This window comes from Elioraea sp., from assembly GCF_022842375.1.
In the GTDB taxonomy this organism is placed as follows: Bacteria; Pseudomonadota; Alphaproteobacteria; order Acetobacterales; family Acetobacteraceae; genus Elioraea_A.
Genome location: NZ_JALHPR010000013.1, coordinates 21,556 through 44,153 on the forward strand (window position 1 = coordinate 21,556; position 22,598 = coordinate 44,153).

The following is a 22,598-nucleotide window of genomic DNA, read 5'->3' on the forward strand; positions in this document are numbered from 1 at the left end:
TGGGGTGATGCGGATCGCGGTTGCCGGCTTCCAGCACGAGAGCCATTCCTTCGCGCAGTTCCCGGCCGACATCCCAGCCTTCGAGAAGCCGGGCGGGTTCCCGCCGCTCTCGCGCGGGGTTGCGGTGATCGGGGCGATCGCGGGAACGCGTGTACCGGCGGCCGGTGCGGTCGAGGCAGCGCAGGCAGCGGGGCATACCGTGATCCCGCTCGCCTGGGGGATGGCCATGCCGTCAGCCCCTGTCACGGAATCCGCGTTCGATACGATCGCTGGCTGGATCATCGATGGCGCCGCGGCCGCGATGCCGCTCGACGGCCTCTACCTCGACCTGCACGGCGCGATGATGGCCGCCAACGCGCCGGACGGCGAGGGCGAGCTGCTTCGCCGCTTGCGCGAGCGCCTCGGCCCCGACCTGCCGATTGCGGTCAGCCTCGACCTGCACGCCAATGTCACGCGCGCGATGGTCGATCATGCTGACGTTCTGACGGCGTATCGCACCTACCCGCATGTCGACATGAAGGAGACGGGCGCGCGGGCGATGCACCTGCTGTTTGCGCGCATCGCCCATGGGCGGCCATGGGCGCGCGTGTTTGCCCCGCTCGACTTCCTGATCCCCGTGACCGCGCAATGCACGCTGATGCCGCCGATGCAGCAGATCTATGCCGTGCTGCCGGAACTGATGGCCGCGTGTGGTGCGGCGGATCTCTCCCTTTCGATGGGCTTCCCCTACGCCGATTTCGAGGGCTGCGGGCCGGCGATCACCGCCTATGCGGCCGATGAAGCAGCGGCGATCGATGCCGCGGACCGGCTGAAGCGCATGGTGGTCGGCCAACGCGGTGCGCTCGCGGGCAGGCTCTGGGCGGCAGACGAGGCGGTTGCCTACGCGCGGCGCCATGCGAGCCTCGGCGGGCCGCCGATCGTGCTCGCCGACACGCAGGACAATCCGGGCGGCGGCGGCCATGGCGACACGATGGGTCTGCTCACCGCGCTCGTTGCCGGCGGGGCGCATGGCGCCGTGATCGGTGTGATCAACGATGCCGCATCGGCCGCAGCTGCACTTGCCGCGGGCGAGGGTGCGGCGATCGACCTCGTGCTCGGCGGCGTGAGCGACGGCGCGCCCTATCGCGGCCGCTTCACCGTGCTTCGCCTCGGCGACGGGCGCTTCACCTGCACCGGGCCGATGACGCGTGGCAACGCAGCCGATCTCGGCCCCACGGCACTGATCGAGACGGCCGGCGTCCTCGTCGTCGTCGCCAGCCGGAAGATGCAGGCCTACGATCAGGCGATGTTCCGCCATGTTGGCATCGACCCCGCCGCCGTGCCGATCATCGCGCTCAAGTCATCAGTGCATTTCCGGGCCGATTTCCAGCCGATCGCCAAGGAGATCCTGGTCGTGCTCGCCCCGGGACCCGTGGTGGCGGACCCTTCCGCACTGCCGTTCACCAAGCTCAGGCCCGGCCTCGCGCTGCGCCCCTGAGCGCCGTCATCAGGCGCCGATCAGAGCACGCACCGCTTTGGTCCGCGGGATCGGTGCGACGGCACCGTACCCGGTGGTCGACAGCGCCGCTGCCGCGTTGGCGTAGGCGAGCGCTGCGGCAGGCCCATCGCCCAGCACCGTGCGGGCCATGAAGGCGCCGCAGAACGTGTCGCCGGCCCCGGTCGCGTCGATCGCATTCACGGCATGGGCCGGTGCGCGCAGCCGAAGCCCCTCGGCGGTGGCGAGCAGTGCGCCATCGCGGCCGCATTTCACCGCGACGAGAGGGCAGCCCAGGCGCAGATAGTAGTCGGCGATGCCATCGGGGTCGCTGATGCCGGTGAGCACCTCGGCATCCTCGCGCGAGGGAAACGCCATGTCGGCCTGCGAAATCGCGGCATCGATCACTGCCCTCGCACGCGCCGGTGGCCAGAGGCGGAGGCGGAGGTTGGTGTCGTAGGCCACCTTCACGCCGGCCTTCCGCGCCACCGCGATTGCGTGGAACACAGCGTCTGCCGCCGCGGCGCTGATCGCCTGGCTGATGCCGGATGCATAGAGGATCTTCGCCGAACGGATGGCGGCCTCCGGCACGTCGCGCGGCGTGTAGCGCGAAGCCGCCGAGCCCGCGCGATAGAAGGTGAAATGATGCCCCTTCGTATCGTGCGTGACGAAGTAGACGGCGGTCGGTGCGTCCGCGCTGCGGATCACCGTCGCCGTGTCGATGCCCTCCTCGGCCCAGAGCGCCATGAAGCTCTCGCCTGCCGCATCCTGGCCGATCGCGGTGATGTAGCCCGCGCTCACGCCCTGGCGCGCCGCGGCGATGGCGGCGTTGGAGGTGTCGCCGCCATGGCCCTGCAGGAACAGCACGCGGCCATCGGCCTGCGGGGGAAGCTGGTTGAACTCCAGCATCGGCTCGCCCATCGCGAGGATGTCGACGCTCATCACGCCCGTCTCCTTCAGTGTGCTCCTCAGATGCGGCCGTACTTGGCCAACCCCTCGCGGAGCGAGCCCGAAGCCACGATCAGCTTCGCCTGCTCCGCCTCGCGCGCATCGATCTCCTGCGCGAGCCTGAGCACCTCGGCTGCCGCATCGGGCGGGATGACGCAGACGCCATCCTCGTCGCCGACGATGATGTCGCCAGGCGTGACGACGAGGCCGCCCACCATCACCGGGATGGCGGCTGCAATGGTGCGCGTGCGGCCGAGCGAGGTGCCGGGGCTGACGCAGCGGGCGAACACCGGCAGGTCATAGTCGCGCCTGATCTCGGCGAGGTCACGCACCCCGGCATCGAGCACGGCGCCTGCGTGCTTGCGCGCGAACGCCCCGGCGCTCATCAGCCCACCCCATACCGCGACATCGATGTCGCCATGCATGCCGATGCAGATGACGCTGCCCGCGGGGCTGTCGTCGATCGCCTCCAGCGCTGCCTGAGGCGGCAGGAATTCCCGCGTCGGTGCGTGCAGCACCGTGACGGCGGGGCCGACCATTCGCCTGGCATTGATGCGGTTCTTCATCGCCTCGGCCATGTAGCCGCGGCGGCCCGTCGCCTTGTCGAGCGCATCGGCGATCGAGGCGATCGCCACCGTGCGGAAACCGTCGAGAACTGCCTTGTCCATCCCGTGCTCTCCCCTCTCGTTCGTTACGCGGCGAGCGCTGCGTGCGCCGCCGCCATGACCTCGTCCTTCGCTCCCTTGGCGATCAGTGCTTCGTCGACCAGCTTGCCGCCGATGCCGACGAACGACGCCCCCGCATCGAGATAGGCGCGGAGATTGGCAGGATCGACGCCGCCCGTCGGGCAGAACGACACGTCGGGGAACACGCTCTTCAGCGCCTTGATGTGGTTGGGCCCGCCCATCGAGGCGGCCGGGAAGATCTTCACCACGTCGGCGAATCCCTCGAGCGCCTCGACCACCTCGTCGGGCGTCAGCGCGCCCAGCATGACGAGCGCGCCGAAGCGGCGGCCTGCCGGCACGATCTCGGGCTCGTTCCAGGGGCAGACGATGAACTTGGCACCCGCCTCGCCGCAGGCATAGGCCTCCGTCGCGGTCTTGACCGTGCCGGCGCCGACGAGCAGCGCTGGATCGGCCGCAAGCTCGCGGATCAGCTCCGTCGCGCGGGGAACGGACAGCGTGATCTCGAAGGTGGTGAAGCCCGCCTCGCGCAGCCATGCAACGGCCGTGCGGGCCGCCTCCTGCGTGCGGGTGCGGATGACGGGAACCACGCGCGCATCGATCAGGCGCGGCAGAAGGGGATGGCTCATGCGGCAGTGTCTCCGGGACGTGTCAGCGGGGCGTATTGACCTGGTGCAGCGGTGCTTCGCCGCGCAGCACGCGCGCGACCTCCTCGGCCGCCTTGCGCTGGAGATCGGCGATGGCCTGTTCGCTGTACCACGCGGCATGGTCGGTCAACACCACGTTGTCGAGGCCGCGCAGCCTGCTATCGCGCCGGAGCGGTTCGCTCTCGAACACGTCGAGGCCGGCGGCGAGAAGCCTGCCCTCGGCGAGCGCGGCGGCGAGTGCGTCCTCGTCGACCAGCGCGCCGCGGGCGGTGTTCACGAGAACGGCGTTGGGTTTGACCTGCGCGAGGAAGGCACGGCCGATGATGTGGCGCGTCGCGTTCGTCGCCGGCGCGTGCAGGCTGATCGCGTCCGCCTCGCGTGCGATGGCATCGAGGCTCACCAGCTCGGCCCCCTCGGGCGGGGATTTCAGGAACGGGTCGTGCACCAGAACGCGCGCGAAGCCGAGGGCGGCCGCCTTGCGGTGGAACGCCGCCCCGATGCGCCCATAGCCGACGAGGCCGAGCGTGCCGCCACGGATGCGGTGCACCTTGCGGTCCATCGGCACGCCCCAGCCCTGCGCGCGCACCCGCCTGTCGGCCTCGGCGATGCGGCGGATGGCGGCGAGCATCAGCGCGAGCGCGTGGTCCGACACCTCCTCGATGCCGTAGTCGGGGACGTTGCAGACGGGGATGCCGCGCGCGGCGGCAGCGGCGATGTCGATGTTGTCGTAGCCAACGCCGTAGCGGACGATGACGCGCGCCTTCGTGCCCGCGATCGCCGCGGCATCGATCTGCGTCTCCCGCACCATCACGGCGTCGGCCTCTGCCATCTCCGCTGCTGCCTTCGCCGCATCGCCGCGGCAGGGGCGGAGCAGAAGCTCGGCCCCCATCGTGGCGAGCACCGCCGCCTCGGCCTCGTAATCGGCGTAGCCGTCATCGAGGATGACGACGCGGTGCTGCGGGGCCATGGCTCAGGCCGCCCGCTGCGCTGCCTTGGCCTGCTCAACAGCCGCGACCAGCTTCTCCACCCAGTCCTTGCCCACCTCGCCCTCGAGATAGGCGCGCACGGGCGGCTGCGCGACGCGGCGCCAGGCGTCACGCTGCGCGGGGGTGAGTGCCGTGACGGTCATGCCCTTCTCCTTCAGGATGCTTTCGGCGTTCGCGTCCTGGGCCGTCGTCATGCCGCGGTGGATCCACTTGGCGATGTCGACCCCTTGCGCCACCGCAACCTTCTCCTCGGCCGAGAGGCGGCCCCAGAACCGGTCGCTCATCAGGTAGGCGTGCAGCGAGTAGACATGGCCGTTCAGCGTGATGAACTTCTGATGCTGGAACAGCGAGCCGGCGAGGATGTTGGTCACGCCATTCTCCTGGCCATCCACCGTTCCCTGGGCGAGGGCTGCGGGAAGCTCCGCCCAGTCGATCGCGGACGGCGACGCGCCGAAGGCCTCGACGAGGCGGAGGAAGACCGGCGCCGGCTGGACGCGGATCTTGAGGCCGCGCAGATCCTCGGGGTTGTTGAGCACGCGCTTGGAGTTGGTGAAGTGCCGCACCCCGTTGTCGGCATAGGCCATGAGGCGGATGCGCGTGTCGCGCCGCATCGCCTCCGCCACCTCCCGCCCATAGGCGCCGTCGAGCACCGACCAGGCGACCGACTGGTCATCGAACGCGAAGGGCAGCGCGAACACGCCGAACGTCTTGAAGATCGGCGCGATGCCGCCGTCATGCACCACCGCCATCTCGAGGGAGCCGAGGGCGAGCTGCTCCATCACCGAGTTCGCGTTGCCGAGCTGCCCGGCGGGGAAGATGTCCACCTTCAGCCGCCCGCCTGTCGCCGCCTCGACATGTGCCTTGAACGCGAGCGCCGCGGCGTGCTTCGGCTGGTCGAGCCGGCCGGGCTGGAAATGGGTGAAGCGGATCGTTCGCGTGGCCTGCGCGCTCACGATCGCAGGAGCGGCGAGGGTTGCGGCACCGGCGGCACCTGCCAGCAGCAGCGCATCGCGCCGCGAGATGGTGGTCATGATGTTCCCTCCTGGGTTCATTGTTGTCACCGAGTATAGCCCATCAGCCCGGGCAGCCCATTGGAGATGCCGGGGAACAGGATGATCGCCGCAAGCACCACGAGGTGGGCGAGCAGGAAGGGCCAGATGGCGCGCACTATCTGCCCCATCGGGATGCGTGCGACCACTGTGATGACGAAGAGCACGCCGCCCACCGGCGGCGTGATCATGCCAATGGTGAGGTTCAGGATCACCACCATCGCGAATTGCAGCGGGTCGATCCCGGCCGCCGTCGCGACGGGCGCGAGGATCGGCACGAGGATGATCACCGCCGGCAGCGTATCGATCACGAGGCCGCAGGCGAGCAGGAACAGCGCGATCACCACGAGCAGCCCGAGCCTGGGCAGGCCGAGGCTCAGCAGGAAGCGCGAGATGTCCTGTGGGATCTGCAGCGAGGTGAGCATCCAGGCGAACACGCTCGCCATCGAGATGATGAGCAGCACGGCCGATGTCATCAGCGCGGTGCGGACGAGGATGCCGGGCAGCATCGCCAGCGTGAGCGTGCGGGTGACGACGAGCCCGATCAGCAGCGCGTAGAACACCGCGACGGCCGACGCCTCGGTCGGCGTGAACACGCCGCCATGGATGCCGCCCAGGATGATGAAGGGCAGGAGGAGGGCGGGGAACACGGTCCAGTCACGGCGCAGGTAGTCGCCCCAGGGCCTGCGCGGCTGGCCGCCGCCATAGCCGCGGCGGGCGCTGATCAGGTGGTTGGTCACGGCCAGGACGAGGCCCATCAGCAGCCCGGGCACGATACCCGCCATGAAGAGCGCGCCGACGGAGACCGAATTGTCCGTGAGCGCGTAGATCACCATGATGATCGAGGGCGGAATGATCGGCGCGATGATCGCGCTCGCCGCCGTCACGGCCGCGGCGTAGGGCGCGGCGTAGCCCGCCTGGCGCATCATGCGGATGATGATGCTGCCCGGCCCCGCGGCATCGGCCAGCGCGCTGCCCGAGATGCCGGCGAAGAAGATGCTCATCAGGATGTTGGCGTGCCCGAGCCCGCCCTTGATGCGGCCAATCGCCTGCACCGCGAAGCGTAGCAAAAGGTCGGTGATGCCGCCGCCCGACATCAGCTCGGCCGCCAGGATGAAGAAGGGAATCGCCATCAGCGGAAAACTGTCGATGCCGCTGAACAGGCGCTGGGCGATGATCAGCGGGCTCGCGATGTCGGCGGCGATGAGAACGACGGCGCCCGCCAGCCCCATGGCGAAGGCGATCGGCAGGCTCGCGAGCATGCCGCCGGCGAAGACGAGGGCGAGCAGGCCGCTCATGTGGCGCTGTCCGGCCCCCGTAGGGCGAGATCGGCGCGGCCTTCAGCAAAGCTGCGGAACGACAGCAGCAGGTGGGCGGCCATCAGCACGCAGCCGATCGGGATGGCGAGGTAGACATAGCCGGTGGGCCATTGCAGCACGGGGGTGCGCTGCCGCATCGCGAAGTCGGCGTATTCCCAGCCGATCCAGGCAAGGGCCGCGACGAAGCCCGCCAGCACGAGGCCGACGAGGCCGCGCAGCAGCAGTGCGGGCGTGCGCGGCAGTGCATCGACCAGCAGCATCACCGCGACATGGTTGCCATGGCGCAACGCCAGCCCGGCCCCGAGATAGGCGAGCCAGATCATCATGTAGCGGGTGAGTTCCTCGACCCACCCGAAGGAGGCGTTGAAGAGATAGCGCGCGACGACGTTGGCGAAGACGAGCGCCGCCATCGCCGCGAGCAGGGCCGCCAGCACGGCCTGGTTGAGCGCGATGAAGGCGCGGTCGGCCCGGTGCAGAAACGACGGCGGCGGCGGCGGCTCAGCCACCGCGCGGCCCGCCCGGCCGCCCGAGACGAGGGAACGGCGACGTGCCGCTTTCCGCGGGGCTCATGCCCCCTGTGGCGGCGACCGGCGCGCGCATGCTTGGCCCTTCGTGATGTTCCCTCGGCGGTGGCGCGCCACCGTCGGCGGGAATATCAGGGCATGCAATGCTGCCGCGTCAACGCCGTGTCCTCGCCCGCGTGGGGACCTCAGCGGCCGCTGGAGATCGCCTCGTCGGCCCAGGCCTCGAGCGCGCGGGCCTCGATGCCGAGTCGGTCGAGATCGTGGTTCAGGCAGGCGAGTTCGTCGCCGTACCGCACCAGGCCGCATTCGAGGCCTGAGACGGCGCGGTCGAGATCACCGATGGCGAGGCGGAACTGGTCCATCGCCGCGCGCTGTTCGGCAAGTGCGGTGTCGAGCATGGCCAGCGCCGCGGCGAGGCGGGCCTGGCCGTCGGCTGCTTCCGTCGCGATCGGCGTCGGTGCCGTGGCCAGCGCCGCGCGGGGGCGGAAGGGGATGACTGTCGCTGAACCGTCCATCGCCGTCTCTCCGGTTGATTCATGTCTTGGTTAATAAGAGGTAAAAATCCGCAGAATTGCAATCCACGCGTGTGTATTCACCGCGGTTTGCCTAGCCAAGGCCGAGTATTCGGCGCGCCTGCACCAGATGCGGGCGATCGACCATTCTCCCCTCGATCGAGATTACGCCAGCGGCAGGCGATGCCGCGAAGCCGGCAACCACGGCATCGGCCCAGGCACGTTCCGCCGCCGTCGGGCTGAACGTGGAAAGGATCACCGGCACCTGGGCGGGGTGGATCGCCATGCGCCCGGCATAGCCCATGCGGCGGGCATCGGCACATTCGGCGGCGAAGCCCGCCTCGTTGCGGAAATCGGCGTAGATCGTGTCGATCGCCGGCACCCCGGCCGCCGCCGCACCGGCGAGCGTCAGGCTCCGGGCGAGCCGGTAGAGCTCGTCCCAGCTGCCGTCGTCGCGCCGGTTGGCCTTCGCCGCCACGCCCGCGGCGAGGTCTTCGCCGCCCCAGGTCATCGCCGCGAGGCGCGGGGAGCCTGCGTAGCCGCCGAGGGTGAAGAGGGCGGCTGGCGTCTCCGTCGCGATCGGCATCACGCGGATGCCGCGGTCGGCGAGCCCCTCGCGCGCCTCGAGCGCCGAGAGCGCGGCATCGAGCGTGCGGAGATCGGCCGGGCCCGTGCATTTGGGCAGCACGATGCCATCGGGGCGCGCACGCACCACGGCGGCGAGATCGCCCATGGTCAGCCCAGTGTCGAATGCATTCACCCGCACCCAGCCCTGGGGCGCGGACCCCGCGCGCGCGGCCAGCCACGCCGCCGCCATGTCGCGCGCGATCGGCTTGCGGTCGGCGCCGACGCTGTCCTCGAGGTCGAGGATCAGCGCATCCGCACCGGTCTCCGCCCCCTTTGCGAGCTTGCGCTCGCTGTCGGCCGGCACGAACAGGAAGGCGCGCGGCGCGGTCATGGCGATGCCTCCGGGCGTTTCCGCATCAACGCCGCGCGGCGGCAGCGTGCGACGAGAACGCCATCCTGCCGGAACGCCTCGTGCAGGAACGTCACGATCCCCTCGCTCGGCCGCGACTTGCTCTCGCGAACGCCGAGAACCGTGGAGCGGATGTTCACCGTGTCGCCGTGGAACAGTGGCGCGGGGAAGGCGATCTCCTCGAAGCCGAGATTGGCGACCGTGGTGCCCAGCGTCGTGTCATGCACCGAGATGCCGACCATGAGCCCAAGCGTGTAGAGCGAGTTCACGATCGGCCGCCCGAACGGCGTTGTCTTCGCTGCCTCAGCATCGAGATGCAGCGCGGCGGGATTCATGGTGATGGAACAGAAGAGGACGTTGTCGCCCTCCGTCACGGTGCGGCGGATCGGATGGTCGAACACCATGCCTTCCGCGAAGTCCTCGAACCAGAGACCCGCCATCGCCGCTACTCCGCCACGGAGGATCGGAACTTCCGCGCGGGCAACGACGCACGGTTCGCATCCTTGAAGCCCAACGCATCCTCCGCGATCAGCACCTTCTGCACGTTGGTCGATCCCTCGCCGACATTCAGCATCTCGATGAACCCCTTGAACATGCTGATCGGATACTCGTCAGCCAGCGCATAGCCGCCGAAGATCTCGGTCGCGTTGGCGACCGCCGTCTTGGCCGCGCGCGAGGCGACATATTTCGCGAGCGACGCGATGCGGTTGGCGGGAAGCCCTGCGTCCATCGTCTCGCCGAGCTCGCGCACCAGCGCACGTGCTGCAGCGATCTCGGCCACCATGTCCGCGACGAGGCCCTGCACGAGCTGGTAGCGCCCGATCGCGCGGCCGCCGACCTCGCGCTCGCGGGCGTAGAGGAGCGCGTGGTCGAGGCAGCCCTGCGCCGCACCCACCAGGCGGGCGGAGACGGTCAGCCGCCCATACTCGAGCGCGTTCATCGCGATGCGGAAGCCTTCTCCCTCGGCACCAAGCCGGTTCGCGGCCGGAACGGCGAAGCCATCGAGGAACACCGAGCAGGAGGACAGCACGGGCGAGAGGTTGCGCATCGGGATTTTGTCGGCGCGGTAGCCTGGCCCCGATTTCGGCTCGACGATGAAGGCGGTGATGCCCTTGTGGCCTGCCGAAGCGTCGGTCTTGGCGAAGAGAACCCCTGCGTCCGCCTCGTGGCTGAAGGTGATCCATTGCTTCGAGCCGTCGAGGATGTAGCGGTCACCCTCCCGCCGCGCGGTGGTACGCATGGCCCCCGCCGGGTCTGAGCCGCCGCCGGGTTCGGTGAGCGCGAACATCCCGATGCGCTCGCCGCCGATCAGGGCCGGAACGAAGCGGGCGATCTGCTCCTCGGTTCCCCAGTTCAGGATGGTGAAGGGGCACGTCATCGCCTGGAGGTTCATGCAGTAGCCGAGGTCGGGGCGGATGCGGCTGATCTCCTCGGCGATCACCGCCACCGCCATGAACCCCATGTCGGAGCCGCCGATGCTCTCGGGGAACGCCGCACCGAAAAGGCCAGCCTCGCCCATCGCGCGCACCAGTGGGCGGGGAAACTCGCCGCGCGCCTCGAACCCGCCAATCTCCGGAACGATCCGGGCGGCGAACAGACGGGTGACGGTGTCACGCACCGCGGCGAGATGGTCGGGCAGGGGGGTGGCGGGTAGCAGCACGCGCATCTCAGCGCGCCCCTCCGTTGCCCACTTTCGCGATCGGCGGGGTGAATTGCGGCTCGGTGTCCCAGGGAAACAGGATCCATGTGTCCTGGCTCACTTCGGTCACGAAATCATCGACCAGCAGCTTGCCGGCAGGCTTGGCGTAGACAGTCGCGAAATGCGCGTCCGGCAGCAGCGCACGCACGACCTTTGCCGTCGTGCCCGTGTCTACCAGGTCATCGACGATCAGCCAGCCAACGCCCGTGCCGGCAGCGACGGGCGGCTTGGTCAACGTCGGCTCGCCACGGGCCTCCTCGTCATAGGTCATGATCGAGACCGTTTCGATGATCCGGCAATCGAGCTCGCGCGCAATGATCGCTGCCGGGATGAGGCCGCCGCGCGTGATCGCGACGATGCCGTTCCACGCCCCGCGCGGCAGCAGCTTCCACGCCAGCGCCTTGCCATCGCGGTGCAGCTGGTCCCACGTGACGGTGTAGTATTTCGGGCTCACGCGCCCCCTCCCGATGCTTTCCGGCCAGTCCTGCAAGGCCGATCCTGTCCCCCTGGCGCTTTAGCATGGGAGGCGGTGGGGTGACAGGCCGCGCCACAGCGGCTAGCGTTCCGCGCAACGACTGGGCGGCCCTTCGGGGCAAACGGGGAGTTCCGGGATGTCGAACCGCTTCGCTGTGGCCTGCGCGCTTGCGCTCTGCCTCGCCGCCACGCCGTCTTTCGCGCAAGTGTCGCTGATCGACGCGCCCGCCCCCCTCAACCCGCCGGTGAAGCTCACCGTCGGTGCCGTGAAGGTGCCGCATGTCGCGCCGTTCTCGCGCGTTGCCGATCTCGTCCGCCCGCTCGGCGTGGAGGTCGAGATGGTGAACTTCGTCCGCTACGCCGATGTGCGCACCGCACTCGCCTCCGGCTCGATCGAGGTCGGCTCGATCGGCCCGGCCGACGTGCCGATCGCGGTGAGCCAGAACCTGCGCGGCATCGTCGGCCTGTTCGGAGTCGGGGTTTCGCCCAAGAACCCGATCGTGCGCAACGGCGTGGCGCTGAACACCTGGGAGGACCTCTACGGCAAGCGGGTGGCGATCGCACCAGGCTCGGGCGTGTGGTTCCAGTTCGCCGCTGCCGTGACGGAAGCCGGCATCAACTACGGCCGGCTCAACATCGTGAATATCCAGGGCGGCGGCCAGCCCTTCGTGCAGGCGATGCAGCGCGGCGACATCGACCTCTTCATCGGCTGGGAGCCGTTCGAGAGCATGGCGATCGCGCAAGGTGTCGCGTTCCGCCAGACCGCTCTCGACTACTCGAAGTCGAAGGCTGTCGGCGCCGAGCTCGGCATGGTGGGCGCGACGCGCGCGGCGGTCGACAACAAGCGCGAGGCGGTGCGCCGGCTCGTGTTCGCCTATCTCCAGGCGCAGAACGAGGTGTCGGCGTCGAAGGAGGCGCTCGGCGCCGCCATCTCGGCCTGGACCGGGCTCGATGCCGCGGTGGCGCGCAACGTCGCGAATGATCTCACGCTCGAACAGTCGCTCACGCTGGCGCAGATCCAGGCGCAGGCGCGCGAGTTCCACCGCCTCGGCGTGCTGCAGCGCGATGTGTCGGGCGAGATGGGCCAGTTCTTCGAGGAGAGCATCATCCGGTCCGTCCGCCGCTGATGGTTGGCCGCTGATGGCCGTCGCTGCCAACGCGGCACCGCCGGCGCTGCTCGGGCTCGCCATCCCCGCCATCCTCGTCGCGGTGTGGGAGGTGCTCGGGCAGACCGGCGTGGTGCCGCAGGGCATCCTCCCCGCGCCGAGCCTCGTTGCCGCCACGTGGTGGGACTGGGCCTTCGGCGCGCGGGGCATGGGGTTCAACCCCTATCTCGGCACCTGGGCCGAGACGGTGCTGTTCAGCACCAAGCGCGTGTTCATGGGCTTCCTCACGGCGATCGTCCTCGGCGTGCCGATCGGCATCATGATCGGGTGGAACCGCCTCGTCGCCGGGGCGGTCGACCCGCTGATCCAGTCGCTCCGCCCGATCCCGATCACCGCCTGGCTGCCGTTCTCGATCGCGGTGTTCGGCATCCGCGATGCGGGGGCGGTGTTCCTGATCAGCCTCGGCGCGTTCTTCCCGATCGTGGTCAACACCACGGCGGGCGCCAGGGACACGCCGAAGAACCTGATCCGCGCGGCACGGATGATGGGCGCGTCCGAGCGGCAACTGCTGCTGCGCGTCGTTCTGCCCAACGCGCTGCCGTCGATCTTCACCGGCATGCGGCTTGGCCTTGGCATCGCCTGGACGGCGGTGATCGTGGCCGAGATCGTCGCGGTGAAATCCGGCCTCGGCTACGTGCTTTGGGATGCCTACTACGTGGGGCGGATGGACGTGGTGATCGCCGACATGATCTCGATCGGGCTCGCGGGGTTCATCTCCGACCGCGTGCTGGTCGCCGCCGGCCATCGCGTCCTTCACTGGAAGCAGTTCGGGGCACGCTGATGGCAGCGGTCGACATCGAGGGCGTCAGGAAGGTCTTTGGTGGACGCGCAGGCGCCGTCGAGGCCCTTGCCGCGATCGACATGACGCTCGCCGAAGGCGAGTTCGCCTGCATCCTGGGCCCCTCGGGCTGTGGCAAGTCGACGCTGCTGAACGTCATCGCCGGCTTCGAGGACCTGACGGAGGGCAGCGCGCGGGTGTTCGGCCAGGGCGTGTCGAAGCCCGGGCCCGACCGTGCGGTGGTGTTCCAGGAAGCCAGCCTCTTTCCGTGGCTGACGGTGTGGGAGAACGTCACCTTCGGGCCGCGCATGCTCGGCCGCCCGAAGCCGGAGACGGAGGAGCTTGCCCGCCGCTTCCTCGGCCTCGTCGGCCTCGCTGGGTTCGAGAACCACCTTCCGGACCAGCTCTCCGGCGGCATGAAGCAGCGCGTCGGCATCGCCCGATGCCTGATCCTGAAGCCCCGCGTGTTCCTGATGGATGAGCCCTTCGGCGCGCTCGACGCGCAGACCCGGATGCAGATGCAGGAATTGCTGCTGCATGTGTGGGACGAGGCGCGTGGCACGGTGCTGTTCATCACCCACGACATCGACGAGGCCATCTTCCTCGCCGACACGGTCTATGTGATGACGGCGCGGCCTGGCCGCATCCGCTCGCGCATCGTGGTCGACCTGCCGCGCCCACGCACCATCGAGGTGCTGACCGACCCGCGCTTCAACGCGCTGCGCGCCGACATCCTCCACCAGATCCGCGAGGAGGCCTCGAAGGCGACCCGCGCGTTCGAGGAGGAGGAGAGGGCGCGGAAATGACGCCGCTGCCGGTGAAGGCACTCGTGTTCGACGTGTTCGGCACGGTGGTCGACTGGCGCACATCCGTTGCGCGCGAAGTCGCCGCCGCCGCACGCACGATCGGCGTCGAGACTGACGGGCTCGCGCTCGCCGATGCCTGGCGCGGCGAATATGCGCCCGCGATGCAGCGCGTCGCGCGCGGCGAACTGCCCTGGACGGTGATCGATGACCTGCACCGCGCCGCGCTCGATGCCCTGCTGCCGCGCTTCGACCTTGCCGGGCTCGACGAGGCGGCGCGCGCGCACTTGAACCGCGCCTGGCACAGGCTCAATCCCTGGCCCGACAGCGTCGCCGGCCTCGCGCGGCTGAAGCGTCGTTTCGTCATCGGCACGCTGTCCAACGGCAATGTCGCTCTGCTGGTGAACATGGCGAAACACGCCGCGTTGCCGTGGGACGTCATCTTCTCGGCGGAGAGCTTCCGCGCCTACAAGCCGGACCCTCGCACCTATGACGGTGCCGCTTCCATGCTCCGGCTCGAGCCGGGCGAGGTGATGCTGGTCGCGGCGCACAACAACGACCTCGCCGCCGCCCAGGCGCGCGGGCTCGCGACCGCCTTCGTCCCTCGCCTGACCGAGTACGGCCCGGCGCAGGAGAAGGACCTCCACCCCGAGGGGGATTGGGACGTGGTCGCGCCGGACTTCGAGACGCTCGCAGACACGCTCCTGCACGGCTCCTGACGCCCGGACGACGCCGCGAGCCGTCGTCCGACCTCGCGTCCGCCCTCCGTGCCGCCGCTGTTACGAAGGTCCCTCACACCCCTTCGACGATGCGAATGTCGCGTTCGGCGCCATCACCGAGCGCGGCCAGCGCTTCCTGATAGGCCGTGCTGTCATGCGCTGCCCGGGCCTGATCCACGCTATCGAACTCGATGACCACTGTGCGTTGCTGGAGCCCCGCCTCGTACAGGTGCGCGGGCATTCCCCGCACGAGGATGCGCCCGCCAGCGGCGGTGACGGCCGCACCGCTGAGCTTGGCGTAAGCAGCCAGCGCGTCCGGGTTGCTGACCGAACGATACATCGCGACCCAATAGGCCTTCGCCATCGTCGCCGTCTCCTCATTGTGCTGTCGATGCGTTCCTGCACGCGAGATAAGACCAGTGACCGGCGTGCGCGCCGTCAGGCTGATCGTCCAGGCGTTGCGACGCAAGCGTGATCGGCTGGTGGTGTCTGGGCGCAGCCCGATGGCCCGCGGGTCGGCGCCTCAGATCACCGCGTGGCGCACGCGGGCCGACAGCCATTCGCTGGCCAGCACCGTCACCAGGATCAGCGCGAAGATCACCGTCACCTGCGGCCAGGCCAGCACGTTGATGCTCGCCTGCAGCTGCATCCCGATGCCGCCCGCGCCGACGAGGCCCAGCACCGTCGCCTCCCGGATGTTGATGTCCCACCGGAACACGGTGATGCCGGCAAAGGCGGGCATGATCTGCGGCACGATGCCCCAGGCGAGCACCTGGCCGCGGCCCGCACCCGTGGCGGTGATTGCCTCGACCTGCGTCGTGTCGATCTCCTCGATCGCCTCGTACAGCAGCTTGCCGATGAAGCCGATCGAGCGCAGCCCGATCGAGAGGATGCCGGCAAGCGTTCCCGGACCGAACACGACGACGAGCAGCAGCGCCCAGATCAGCGAGTTGATCGAGCGTGAGAAGACGATGACGAAGATCGCGGTCGGGCGCACGAACACCACGCTCGGCGTCGTGTTGTGCGCGGCGAGGAAGGCAACGGGAACGCCCAGCAGCACGGCAAGCCCCGTGCCGAGCGTCGCCATGTTGATCGTGTCCCACATCGGCTTCCAGAGCTGGCTCGCATAGCTCCAGCGCGGCGGGAACATCCGCCCGATCAGGTCGGCGCCCTGGGCCGGCGCATCCCACACGAAGGCCCAGATCGTGACCTGCGAGATCAGCTCGAATGAGGCGACGACGATCGCGACACCGACGAGCCAGCCGAACCACGCGACGATGTCGCCTGCGCGGGTGCGCCGCATCCAGAGCTTCTCGCCACCGCCCCTGACCGCGACGGGCATTACTGCACCTTCGGCATTACTGGACTCTCCGGCGGATCCAGGAGGAGCTGTATTCACAGCCCATGACGATGATGATGATGATCAGCATGATCGCCGCCGCCGTATCGAACTCGTAGCGTTCGAAGCTGTTGTTCAGCGTATCCCCGATGCCGCCCGCCCCGACGAGGCCGAGCACCGCGCTCTCGCGGAAGTTGATGTCGAGCCGGTAGGCGGACAGCCCGATGAGCCGCGGCAGCACCTGCGGCTGGATGCCCCAGGCGAGAAGCTGGAACCAAGAGGCGCCGGTGGCACGCACGGCTTCCGCCTGCGCGACCTCGATGTCCTCGATATCCTCGGCGAGCAGCTTGGCCATGAACCCGATCGTGGCGAAGGCGAGGGTGAGCATGCCGGCGAGTGGCCCGAACCCCACCATCGCCACGAACACGATGGCGATGATGATCTCCTGGAAGGTGCGGCTCAGCGCGATGATGGCGCGGCAGAACAGGTAGATCGGCAGCGGTGCGAGGTTCCGCGCTGCCCCGAGCGCGACAGGGATCGAGAGCACGATGCCGATGGCGGTCGAGACCACCGTCATGGTGATGCTCTCGATCAGCCCCTCGGTGATCTCGACGCGCTTGGAGACGAAATCGGGCGGGAAGAAGCCGGCGATGAAGCGCCCGCCACGCTCGAACCCTTCTGCCGCGCGGGCCCAGTTGATGTCGAGTGTCCCGAACGCGATGCCCGCGTAGAGGATGGCCGCGAGATACACGGCATAGCGCGTCCACGGGTTCTCGATCAGCGGCTTCGGGCGCCAGCGGCGGATCGGACCGCCGGAAAGAGCGATCGAGGCTTCCATGGTCAGACCGCCGGTTCCGTCTCGGCGTCTTCCTCGACCTTTGACATGGTCTTCGACCAGTCCTCCTCGCCGTAGATCGTCGTCAGCACCTCGGCGGTGAGCCCGTCGGGCGGGCCGTCATAGACGATGCGGCCGCCCTGGAGGCCAACGATGCGCTGGGCGAAGGCCTGCGCCAGGGCCACGTCATGGATGTTGATGATGGCGGCCAGCCCACGCTCGCCGCAGAGCTCGACGACGAGCCGCATGATCTGGCGGCTCGTCTTCGGGTCGAGGCTCGCGGTCGGCTCGTCGACGAGCAGGAGCTCGGGGTTCTGCATCAGCGCGCGCACGATGCCGACGCGCTGCCGCTGTCCGCCCGAGAGCGCATCGGCGCGCTTGTCGACCATGTGGTCGAGGCCGACGCGCGCGAGCAGGCGGAAGGCTTCCGTGATGTCGGCCTGCGGAAAGCGGCGGAAATAGCTCCTCCAGAACCCGACATAGCCGAGCCGGCCGGACAGCACGTTTTCCATCACCGAGAGGCGTTCGACGAGCGCGTATTCCTGGAAGATCATCCCCATCCGCCGCCGTGCACGGCGAAGCGCGCCCTGGCCGAGGGCGGTGATGTCATCGCCGTTAAGCACGACCTTGCCGCCCGTTGGCTCGACGAGGCGGTTGACGCAGCGGATCAGCGTCGACTTCCCCGCGCCGGAGGGGCCGATCAGCGCCATCACCTGGCCGTCCGGCACGGTGAGGGAGACGTCGGTCAGCGCAAGGTCGCCGGTGGCGTAGCGCTTGGTGAGGCCTGAGATCTGGAGCATGAGCCCAGGGGGCGGCGTTTCCGCCGCCCCCATGTTCCTTAGCGGCAGGCGTAGGAAACGTTCATCGCGGAATCGATCTCGCGCACTACCTTCCAGTGCTCCTGGTAGGTTATGGGCATGAACTTCTCCTGCGGCGGCTGGCTCTTCTCGAACTCGGCGAGCAGCGGTGTTCCGGTCCAGTCGAAGCTGAAGAAGGCCTCGCGCACCTTCGCGGAAAGCTCGGGGCGGAGGTTGTGGGCGTGGCCGTAGCCCGTGGTCGGGAACGGATCGCTCTTGTAGATCGAGCGGATCTTCGTCGCATCCACCGCGTTGCGCGCGACCATGCGGGCCATCACGGAGTTGGCGATCGCCGCCGCGTCGTAGTCGCGGTTGGCGACGCCGATGATCGAGTTGTCGTGGCGGCCCGAGAAGGCGGGCTTGAAGTCACGGTCGGCGATCAGGCCGAAGCTCTGCTGCAGCAGCGCAGAGGGTGCCTTGTAGCCCGAGTTCGAGGTCTGCGCGGTGAAGGCAACGGTGCGCCCGCGGAGGTCTTCCATCCGCCGGATCGGGCCGTCGGCCTGGACGATGAACTCCATGTTGTAGCCGAACTCGTTCTGCCGCGAGGCCATCATCGCGAACGGAACGAACCCGGCGCAGTTCACCGCCAGCGGATTCGAGCCCGTGTTGAAGCCCGCGATGTGCAGGCGCCCTGCCCGCATCGCCTCGATCTGCGCGGCGTTGGACTGCACCGAGAAGAACTGCACGCGCTTGCCCGTCACCTTCGCGAGGTGATCCATGAAGCCCTGCCACACCGAGCGGTAGACAGCGGGGTCCTCGACCGGGGTATAGGCAAAGATCAGCGTCGCGGGATCGACAAGCTGGCGCGGATCGGTCGGCACGTCGGCAACGAGGTCGCCGTCACGGTCGCAGAACCGCGCGTCGAGAGCGCCGCGGGGGCACTGCTCCTGCGCCGCGGCGGGTGCCGCAGCTAGGCCGCCAGCGATCACGCCGATCGCGGCAAGCGTGGCGATGGTCTTCATCCTATCCGTCTCCCTGTTCCCGGCATTGGCAGCACGACCCGTTTCCCCACGGGCATTGCTGCGGCGCACATAAGTGGCCCCGGTTGTCCGCACAAATGACAGAACCATGACACCTTCGTCCAGGGGGGGATGGTGCGTGCCGCCGAGGCTGTGCTCAGAACAGCCTGCCGCCGTTCGGGACCGCGAAATCGGGCCGAACCAGCACGACCCCGCCATTCTCGTCGGGAAAGCCAAGCACAAGGAACTGGCTCTCGAACCCGGCGATGCGCTTGAGCGGGAAGTTCAGCACGCCGGCCACCTGGCGGCCGATCAGCGCATCGGGCTTGTAGTGCACCGTCAACTGCGCCGAGGTCTGCCGCGTGCCGATGCCGGGCCCGAAATCGACCCAGAGCTTGATCGAGGGCTTCCGCGCATCGGCGAACGGTTGCGCGTCGACCACCGTGCCGACGCGGATCTCGACGCGGGCGAAATCATCCCATGCAATCTGTGGCTGTGGCTCGTTCTCCATCGGGGGCGCCCTCCCATGCGCGGGGCGATGATGCGCGGCCGCCCCCGTGCTGTCATGGCTTGACGTTGCCCATGGCTTGACGTCGCGCGCCTGCCGGGGCGCAGTGGCCCCGGCAAGGGAGTGGCATGATGGCACGGTTTCCAGGCTTCCGGCTCGATGGCATGCGCGCCCTCGTCACCGGCGCGAGCCGCGGCATCGGGCGTGCGGCGGCAGAGGCGATGGCGGAGGCCGGCGCCCACGTGGTGCTGGCCGCCCGGGCGAAGGATGAGCTTGACGAAGCGGTCGCCGGCATCGCCGCCGCCGGCGGGTCGGCAGAGGCGCTGGTGCTGGACGTGACCGATACGGCGTCGGTGCGTGCCGCGATCGCTGCCGCCGGGCCGTTCGATGCGCTGTTCAACAATGCCGGCATCAACCGGCCGCAGCCCTTCCTGGCCGTCGACGAGGCGACCTATGACGAGGTCTACGGCATCAACGTGCGCGCGGCCTTCTTCGTCGCGCAGGCGGTGGCGAAGGGCATGGCCGATGCCGGCAGGCCTGGCGTGATCGTCAACACCTCCTCGCAGATGGGGGTGGTGGGCGGGCCGAACCGGGCGGTCTATTGCGGCACCAAGCATGCGGTGGAAGGCATGACCAAGGCGATGGCGGTCGAGCTCGCCCCCCATGGCATCCGCGTGGTTACAGTGGGCCCGACCTTCGTCGAGACGGCACTCACCGCCGCCGCCTTCGCCGACGATGCCGCAAGGCAGAGTGTGATCCGGCGCATCCCGATGGGAAGGCCGGCAACGGTGGAGGAGATCGCGCAGACGGTGGTGTTCCTCTGCTCGCCCGCGGCCGGCATGGTCACCGGCACCCACCTCCTGGTCGATGGCGGCTGGACCGCGCAGTAGGAGCGTGGCATCGAGAAAGCTGTGACAGAAGGGGGAAACGGGATGGCCGTTGCAGGCTCAGAGACGCGGTTTCCGACGACGCCAAGCTTCCGGCTCGATGGCCAGCGCGCCCTCGTGACGGGGGCGAGCAGGGGCCTCGGCCGGGCCATCGCCATCGCCTTCGCCGAGGCCGGAGCCGAGGTGGTGCTCGCCGCCCGCTCGCGCCCCGAGATGGACGCGACCGTCGCCGGCCTCGCCGCCAAGGGGCTGAAGGCATCGGCGCATACGCTCGACGTGACGGATCGTGCCGCCGTGCGCGCCCTCGTGGCCGCAATGGGCCCGTTCGACATCCTGCTGAACAATGCGGGAACGAACATCCGCGAACCGTTCCTTGAGGTGAAGGATGCCTCGGTCGATGCGCTGATCGACCTCAACATCACCGCCGCCGTCACGGTGGCCCAGGCCGTGGCGCAGGGGATGGTGGCGGCAGGGAAGGGGGGTGCGATCGTGAACCTCTCCTCCGTCAACGGCCATGTCGCGGGCATCAACCGCGCGATCTACACCGCCACCAAGCACGCGCTCGAGGGGCTGACGAAGGCGATGGCGGCCGAGCTCGGCCCCAAGGGCATCCGCGTGAACGCCATCTGCCCGACGTTCATCGAGACGCCGCTCACCGCTGGCGTACTGTCGGACGAGGCGTTCATGACGCGCGCGGTGCGTGCCATCCCGATGGGCCGCATCGGGCAGGTGGAGGATGTCATGGGCGCAGCGGTGTTTCTTGCCTCTCCCGCGGCGGGGCTGATCAACGGCGCCTCGCTTCTCATCGATGGCGGCATGTGCTGTCTCTGACCAGTCAAGGAAACGATCCGGATGCGTGACTTCCATTCTGCCGGCCGGAGCCCAGCACGCGGAACGCGCGGCATGGCGGCGACGTCAATGCCCGTCGCGACACTCACCGCGCTCGACGTGCTGCGGCAGGGGGGCAACGCGCTCGATGCCGCAATCGCTGCCTGCGCCGTGCTCGGCGTGGTCGAGCCGCACTCGACCGGCATCGGCGGTGACTGCTTCTGCCTCTACGCACCGGCGGGCACAGGCCGCGTGATCGCGATGAACGGCTCGGGCAAGGCGCCGGCCGGGGCATCGATCGACTGGTTCGAGAACAACGGCATCACCGCTCTCGATCCGAATACGGCTCATTCCGTAACCGTTCCGGGTGCCGTGCGCGCGTGGGAGGCACTGCTCGCCGCGCATGGGCGAAAGGGGCTCGACGAACTGCTCCAGCCTGCGATCCGGCTCGCCGAGGATGGCCACCCTGTGCATGACCGCGTCGCGACGGACTGGGCGGGGGCGATTGACAAGCTTGCCGCCGACCCTGACAGCCGCCAGCGCTTCCTGATGGGCGGCGCAGCGCCAAGGGCTGGCCACGTGTTCCGCCAGCCGGAGCTTGCCGAGACGCTGCGCCGCATCGCGCGCGCGGGCTCCAAGGGCTTCTACGAGGGGGCCGTGGCGGCCGACATGGTGGCGAAGCTGCGCGCCCGTGGCGGGCTGCACACGGAGGAGGATTTTGCGAACGCGTCGGCCGAGTTCGTCACGCCGATCAGCAGCAGGTGGAAGGACCACGAGATCGTGCAGTGCCCGCCAAACGGCTCGGGCCTGCTCGTGCTCATGCTCGCCGGCATTCTCGAAGGCTTCGATCCGGCCGAGGCCGGGGCGATGTCGCCGGAGCGCTGGCACAGGGCGATCGAGGCGGCACGCCTTGTGTATCGTGACCGTGACGCCTTCCTCGCCGACCCGGCGCAGATCGAGGTTCCCGTCGCACGACTGACAGCGCCCGGCTATCTCGCGGCGCTGCGGGCTGCGATCGACCCAGGGAAGGCGCTGCGCGAGCTGCCGCCGGCCGGCATGGCCGAGATCCTGCCCGCGCACGCCGACACGGTGTATCTCTGCGTCGTCGATGGCGAGGGCAATGCGTGCTCGTTCATCAACTCGCTGTTCCAGAGCTTCGGTTCGGGCATCCTTGCCCCCGGCTCCGGCGTGATGCTGCACAACCGCGGCTTCGGCTTCCGGGTCGAGCGCGGGCACCCGAACTGCATCGCGCCGAACAAGCGGCCGATGCACACGATCATTCCGGGCATGCTGATGAAGGATGGCCGCGCGGTGATGCCCTTCGGCGTGATGGGCGGGCATTACCAGCCGATGGGGCAGACCTCGCTCCTCGCCAACGTGTTCGACTACGGCATGGACATCCAGGAGGCGCTCGACGCGCCGCGCCTCTTCCCCTGGGCGGGCGAGGTGCAGGTCGAGCGTGGCATCCCCTCGGCCACCGTCGATGTGCTGGCCCGGATGGGCCACACGCCGAAGCTGCTCGACAAGCCGCATGGCGGCGGCCAGGCCATCTGGATCGATCACAAGGCGGGCGCGCTCTGCGGTGCCTCCGACCCGCGCAAGGATGGCTGCGCGATGGGCTTTTGAGG

General features: G+C 69.0%; 26 protein-coding genes. 8 read left to right on the forward strand and 18 right to left on the reverse strand.

The genetic code is table 11. The features are described 5' to 3' along the window. The first annotated feature begins 7 nt into the window (after nucleotides 1-7). Nucleotides 8-1,477, forward strand: coding sequence for a M81 family metallopeptidase (locus Q0C38_RS12490; protein WP_291297430.1), 1,470 nt, complete (start codon nucleotides 8-10; stop codon nucleotides 1,475-1,477). A 9-nt stretch (nucleotides 1,478-1,486) separates the two neighbouring features. Here Q0C38_RS12490 and Q0C38_RS12495 read toward each other — a convergent pair whose 3' ends face one another. The 12 genes from Q0C38_RS12495 to gpt form a co-directional block, all read right to left on the reverse strand. Beyond that, entirely contained in the window at nucleotides 1,487-2,416 is a 930-nt protein-coding gene (locus tag Q0C38_RS12495) for a sugar kinase (RefSeq protein ID WP_291297431.1), read from the reverse strand. Between the two features lie 26 nt (nucleotides 2,417-2,442). Then, a complete protein-coding gene (locus tag Q0C38_RS12500) occupies nucleotides 2,443-3,090 on the reverse strand; it encodes an RraA family protein (RefSeq protein ID WP_291297432.1) in 648 nt (215 codons plus the stop codon). Between the two features lie 23 nt (nucleotides 3,091-3,113). Next, nucleotides 3,114-3,734: a bifunctional 4-hydroxy-2-oxoglutarate aldolase/2-dehydro-3-deoxy-phosphogluconate aldolase gene (locus Q0C38_RS12505; RefSeq protein ID WP_291297433.1), complete on the reverse strand. Its 621-nt coding sequence runs from the start codon at nucleotides 3,732-3,734 to the stop codon at nucleotides 3,114-3,116. Between the two features lie 22 nt (nucleotides 3,735-3,756). Then, nucleotides 3,757-4,719, reverse strand: coding sequence for a C-terminal binding protein (locus Q0C38_RS12510; RefSeq protein ID WP_291297434.1), 963 nt, complete (start codon nucleotides 4,717-4,719; stop codon nucleotides 3,757-3,759). A 3-nt stretch (nucleotides 4,720-4,722) separates the two neighbouring features. Beyond that, the gene (locus Q0C38_RS12515; protein WP_291297435.1) at nucleotides 4,723-5,769 is read right to left on the reverse strand and encodes a DctP family TRAP transporter solute-binding subunit; all 1,047 of its coding nucleotides are present in this window, start codon (nucleotides 5,767-5,769) and stop codon (nucleotides 4,723-4,725) included. Nucleotides 5,770-5,795: 26 nt separating this feature from the next. Further along, nucleotides 5,796-7,085 carry a TRAP transporter large permease gene (locus Q0C38_RS12520; protein WP_291297436.1) on the reverse strand — a complete coding sequence of 430 codons (1,290 nt, stop codon included), beginning with the start codon at nucleotides 7,083-7,085 and terminating at the stop codon, nucleotides 5,796-5,798. Further along, nucleotides 7,082-7,612, reverse strand: coding sequence for a TRAP transporter small permease (locus Q0C38_RS12525; RefSeq protein ID WP_291297437.1), 531 nt, complete (start codon nucleotides 7,610-7,612; stop codon nucleotides 7,082-7,084). Before Q0C38_RS12525 ends, Q0C38_RS12520 begins: the two co-directional genes overlap by 4 nt. A gap of 203 nt (nucleotides 7,613-7,815) precedes the next feature. Further along, complete coding sequence (locus Q0C38_RS12530; RefSeq protein ID WP_291297438.1) at nucleotides 7,816-8,145, reverse strand: hypothetical protein; 330 nt, start codon at nucleotides 8,143-8,145, stop codon at nucleotides 7,816-7,818. A 91-nt stretch (nucleotides 8,146-8,236) separates the two neighbouring features. After that, the gene (locus Q0C38_RS12535; RefSeq protein ID WP_291297439.1) at nucleotides 8,237-9,100 is read right to left on the reverse strand and encodes a CoA ester lyase; all 864 of its coding nucleotides are present in this window, start codon (nucleotides 9,098-9,100) and stop codon (nucleotides 8,237-8,239) included. Next, the gene (locus Q0C38_RS12540; RefSeq protein WP_291297440.1) at nucleotides 9,097-9,558 is read right to left on the reverse strand and encodes a MaoC family dehydratase; all 462 of its coding nucleotides are present in this window, start codon (nucleotides 9,556-9,558) and stop codon (nucleotides 9,097-9,099) included. Before Q0C38_RS12540 ends, Q0C38_RS12535 begins: the two co-directional genes overlap by 4 nt. Nucleotides 9,559-9,563: 5 nt before the next feature. Continuing rightward, nucleotides 9,564-10,784, reverse strand: a complete 1,221-nt coding sequence (locus tag Q0C38_RS12545; protein WP_291297441.1) for an acyl-CoA dehydrogenase family protein — start codon at nucleotides 10,782-10,784, stop codon at nucleotides 9,564-9,566. A 1-nt stretch (nucleotide 10,785) separates the two neighbouring features. Next, on the reverse strand, nucleotides 10,786-11,271 hold the full coding sequence (gene gpt / locus Q0C38_RS12550; RefSeq protein WP_291297442.1) for a xanthine phosphoribosyltransferase: 486 nt from the start codon (nucleotides 11,269-11,271) through the stop codon (nucleotides 10,786-10,788). A gap of 157 nt (nucleotides 11,272-11,428) precedes the next feature. On the opposite strand from gpt, the gene Q0C38_RS12555 reads away from it, so the two are divergent. Genes Q0C38_RS12555 through Q0C38_RS12570 form a run of 4 tightly spaced genes read left to right on the forward strand, consistent with a single transcriptional unit; the run spans nucleotide 11,429 to nucleotide 14,757 of the window. After that, nucleotides 11,429-12,418 (forward strand): ABC transporter substrate-binding protein, encoded by a 990-nt coding sequence (locus Q0C38_RS12555; protein ID WP_291297443.1) that lies wholly within the window; start codon nucleotides 11,429-11,431, stop codon nucleotides 12,416-12,418. A gap of 13 nt (nucleotides 12,419-12,431) precedes the next feature. Then, the gene (locus Q0C38_RS12560; protein WP_291297444.1) at nucleotides 12,432-13,238 is read left to right on the forward strand and encodes an ABC transporter permease; all 807 of its coding nucleotides are present in this window, start codon (nucleotides 12,432-12,434) and stop codon (nucleotides 13,236-13,238) included. Beyond that, on the forward strand, nucleotides 13,238-14,041 hold the full coding sequence (locus Q0C38_RS12565) for an ABC transporter ATP-binding protein (RefSeq protein WP_291297445.1): 804 nt from the start codon (nucleotides 13,238-13,240) through the stop codon (nucleotides 14,039-14,041). The genes Q0C38_RS12560 and Q0C38_RS12565 overlap by 1 nt, the downstream gene beginning before the upstream one ends. Further along, nucleotides 14,038-14,757, forward strand: a complete 720-nt coding sequence (locus Q0C38_RS12570) for a haloacid dehalogenase type II (protein ID WP_291297446.1) — start codon at nucleotides 14,038-14,040, stop codon at nucleotides 14,755-14,757. Before Q0C38_RS12565 ends, Q0C38_RS12570 begins: the two co-directional genes overlap by 4 nt. 73 nt (nucleotides 14,758-14,830) lie before the next feature. On the opposite strand, the gene Q0C38_RS12575 is transcribed toward Q0C38_RS12570, so the two are convergent. The 6 genes from Q0C38_RS12575 to Q0C38_RS12600 all read right to left on the reverse strand — a co-directional run bounded on the left by Q0C38_RS12575 (nucleotide 14,831) and on the right by Q0C38_RS12600 (nucleotide 19,258). Continuing rightward, nucleotides 14,831-15,121, reverse strand: coding sequence for a DUF1330 domain-containing protein (locus tag Q0C38_RS12575; protein WP_291297447.1), 291 nt, complete (start codon nucleotides 15,119-15,121; stop codon nucleotides 14,831-14,833). Nucleotides 15,122-15,280: 159 nt separating this feature from the next. Continuing rightward, nucleotides 15,281-16,099, reverse strand: coding sequence for a phosphonate ABC transporter, permease protein PhnE (gene phnE, locus Q0C38_RS12580; protein ID WP_291297448.1), 819 nt, complete (start codon nucleotides 16,097-16,099; stop codon nucleotides 15,281-15,283). A 16-nt stretch (nucleotides 16,100-16,115) separates the two neighbouring features. Further along, nucleotides 16,116-16,934 carry a phosphonate ABC transporter, permease protein PhnE gene (gene phnE, locus Q0C38_RS12585; RefSeq protein ID WP_291297449.1) on the reverse strand — a complete coding sequence of 273 codons (819 nt, stop codon included), beginning with the start codon at nucleotides 16,932-16,934 and terminating at the stop codon, nucleotides 16,116-16,118. 2 nt (nucleotides 16,935-16,936) lie between these two features. Next, a complete protein-coding gene (gene phnC / locus Q0C38_RS12590; protein WP_291297450.1) occupies nucleotides 16,937-17,731 on the reverse strand; it encodes a phosphonate ABC transporter ATP-binding protein in 795 nt (264 codons plus the stop codon). Nucleotides 17,732-17,769: 38 nt separating this feature from the next. Next, nucleotides 17,770-18,750 carry a phosphate/phosphite/phosphonate ABC transporter substrate-binding protein gene (phnD, locus tag Q0C38_RS12595; RefSeq protein ID WP_291297451.1) on the reverse strand — a complete coding sequence of 327 codons (981 nt, stop codon included), beginning with the start codon at nucleotides 18,748-18,750 and terminating at the stop codon, nucleotides 17,770-17,772. Nucleotides 18,751-18,904: 154 nt separating this feature from the next. Beyond that, nucleotides 18,905-19,258, reverse strand: coding sequence for a tRNA-binding protein (locus tag Q0C38_RS12600; protein ID WP_291297452.1), 354 nt, complete (start codon nucleotides 19,256-19,258; stop codon nucleotides 18,905-18,907). Between the two features lie 128 nt (nucleotides 19,259-19,386). On the opposite strand from Q0C38_RS12600, the gene Q0C38_RS12605 reads away from it, so the two are divergent. From Q0C38_RS12605 to ggt, 3 genes are read left to right on the forward strand one after another with little or no spacing between them, the layout of a single operon-like run. After that, a complete protein-coding gene (locus tag Q0C38_RS12605) occupies nucleotides 19,387-20,145 on the forward strand; it encodes an SDR family NAD(P)-dependent oxidoreductase (protein WP_291297453.1) in 759 nt (252 codons plus the stop codon). 42 nt (nucleotides 20,146-20,187) lie between these two features. Next, nucleotides 20,188-20,973, forward strand: a complete 786-nt coding sequence (locus Q0C38_RS12610) for an SDR family NAD(P)-dependent oxidoreductase (RefSeq protein WP_291297454.1) — start codon at nucleotides 20,188-20,190, stop codon at nucleotides 20,971-20,973. Between the two features lie 21 nt (nucleotides 20,974-20,994). Continuing rightward, nucleotides 20,995-22,596 carry a gamma-glutamyltransferase gene (gene ggt, locus Q0C38_RS12615; RefSeq protein WP_291297455.1) on the forward strand — a complete coding sequence of 534 codons (1,602 nt, stop codon included), beginning with the start codon at nucleotides 20,995-20,997 and terminating at the stop codon, nucleotides 22,594-22,596. Nucleotides 22,597-22,598: the final 2 nt, after the last annotated feature.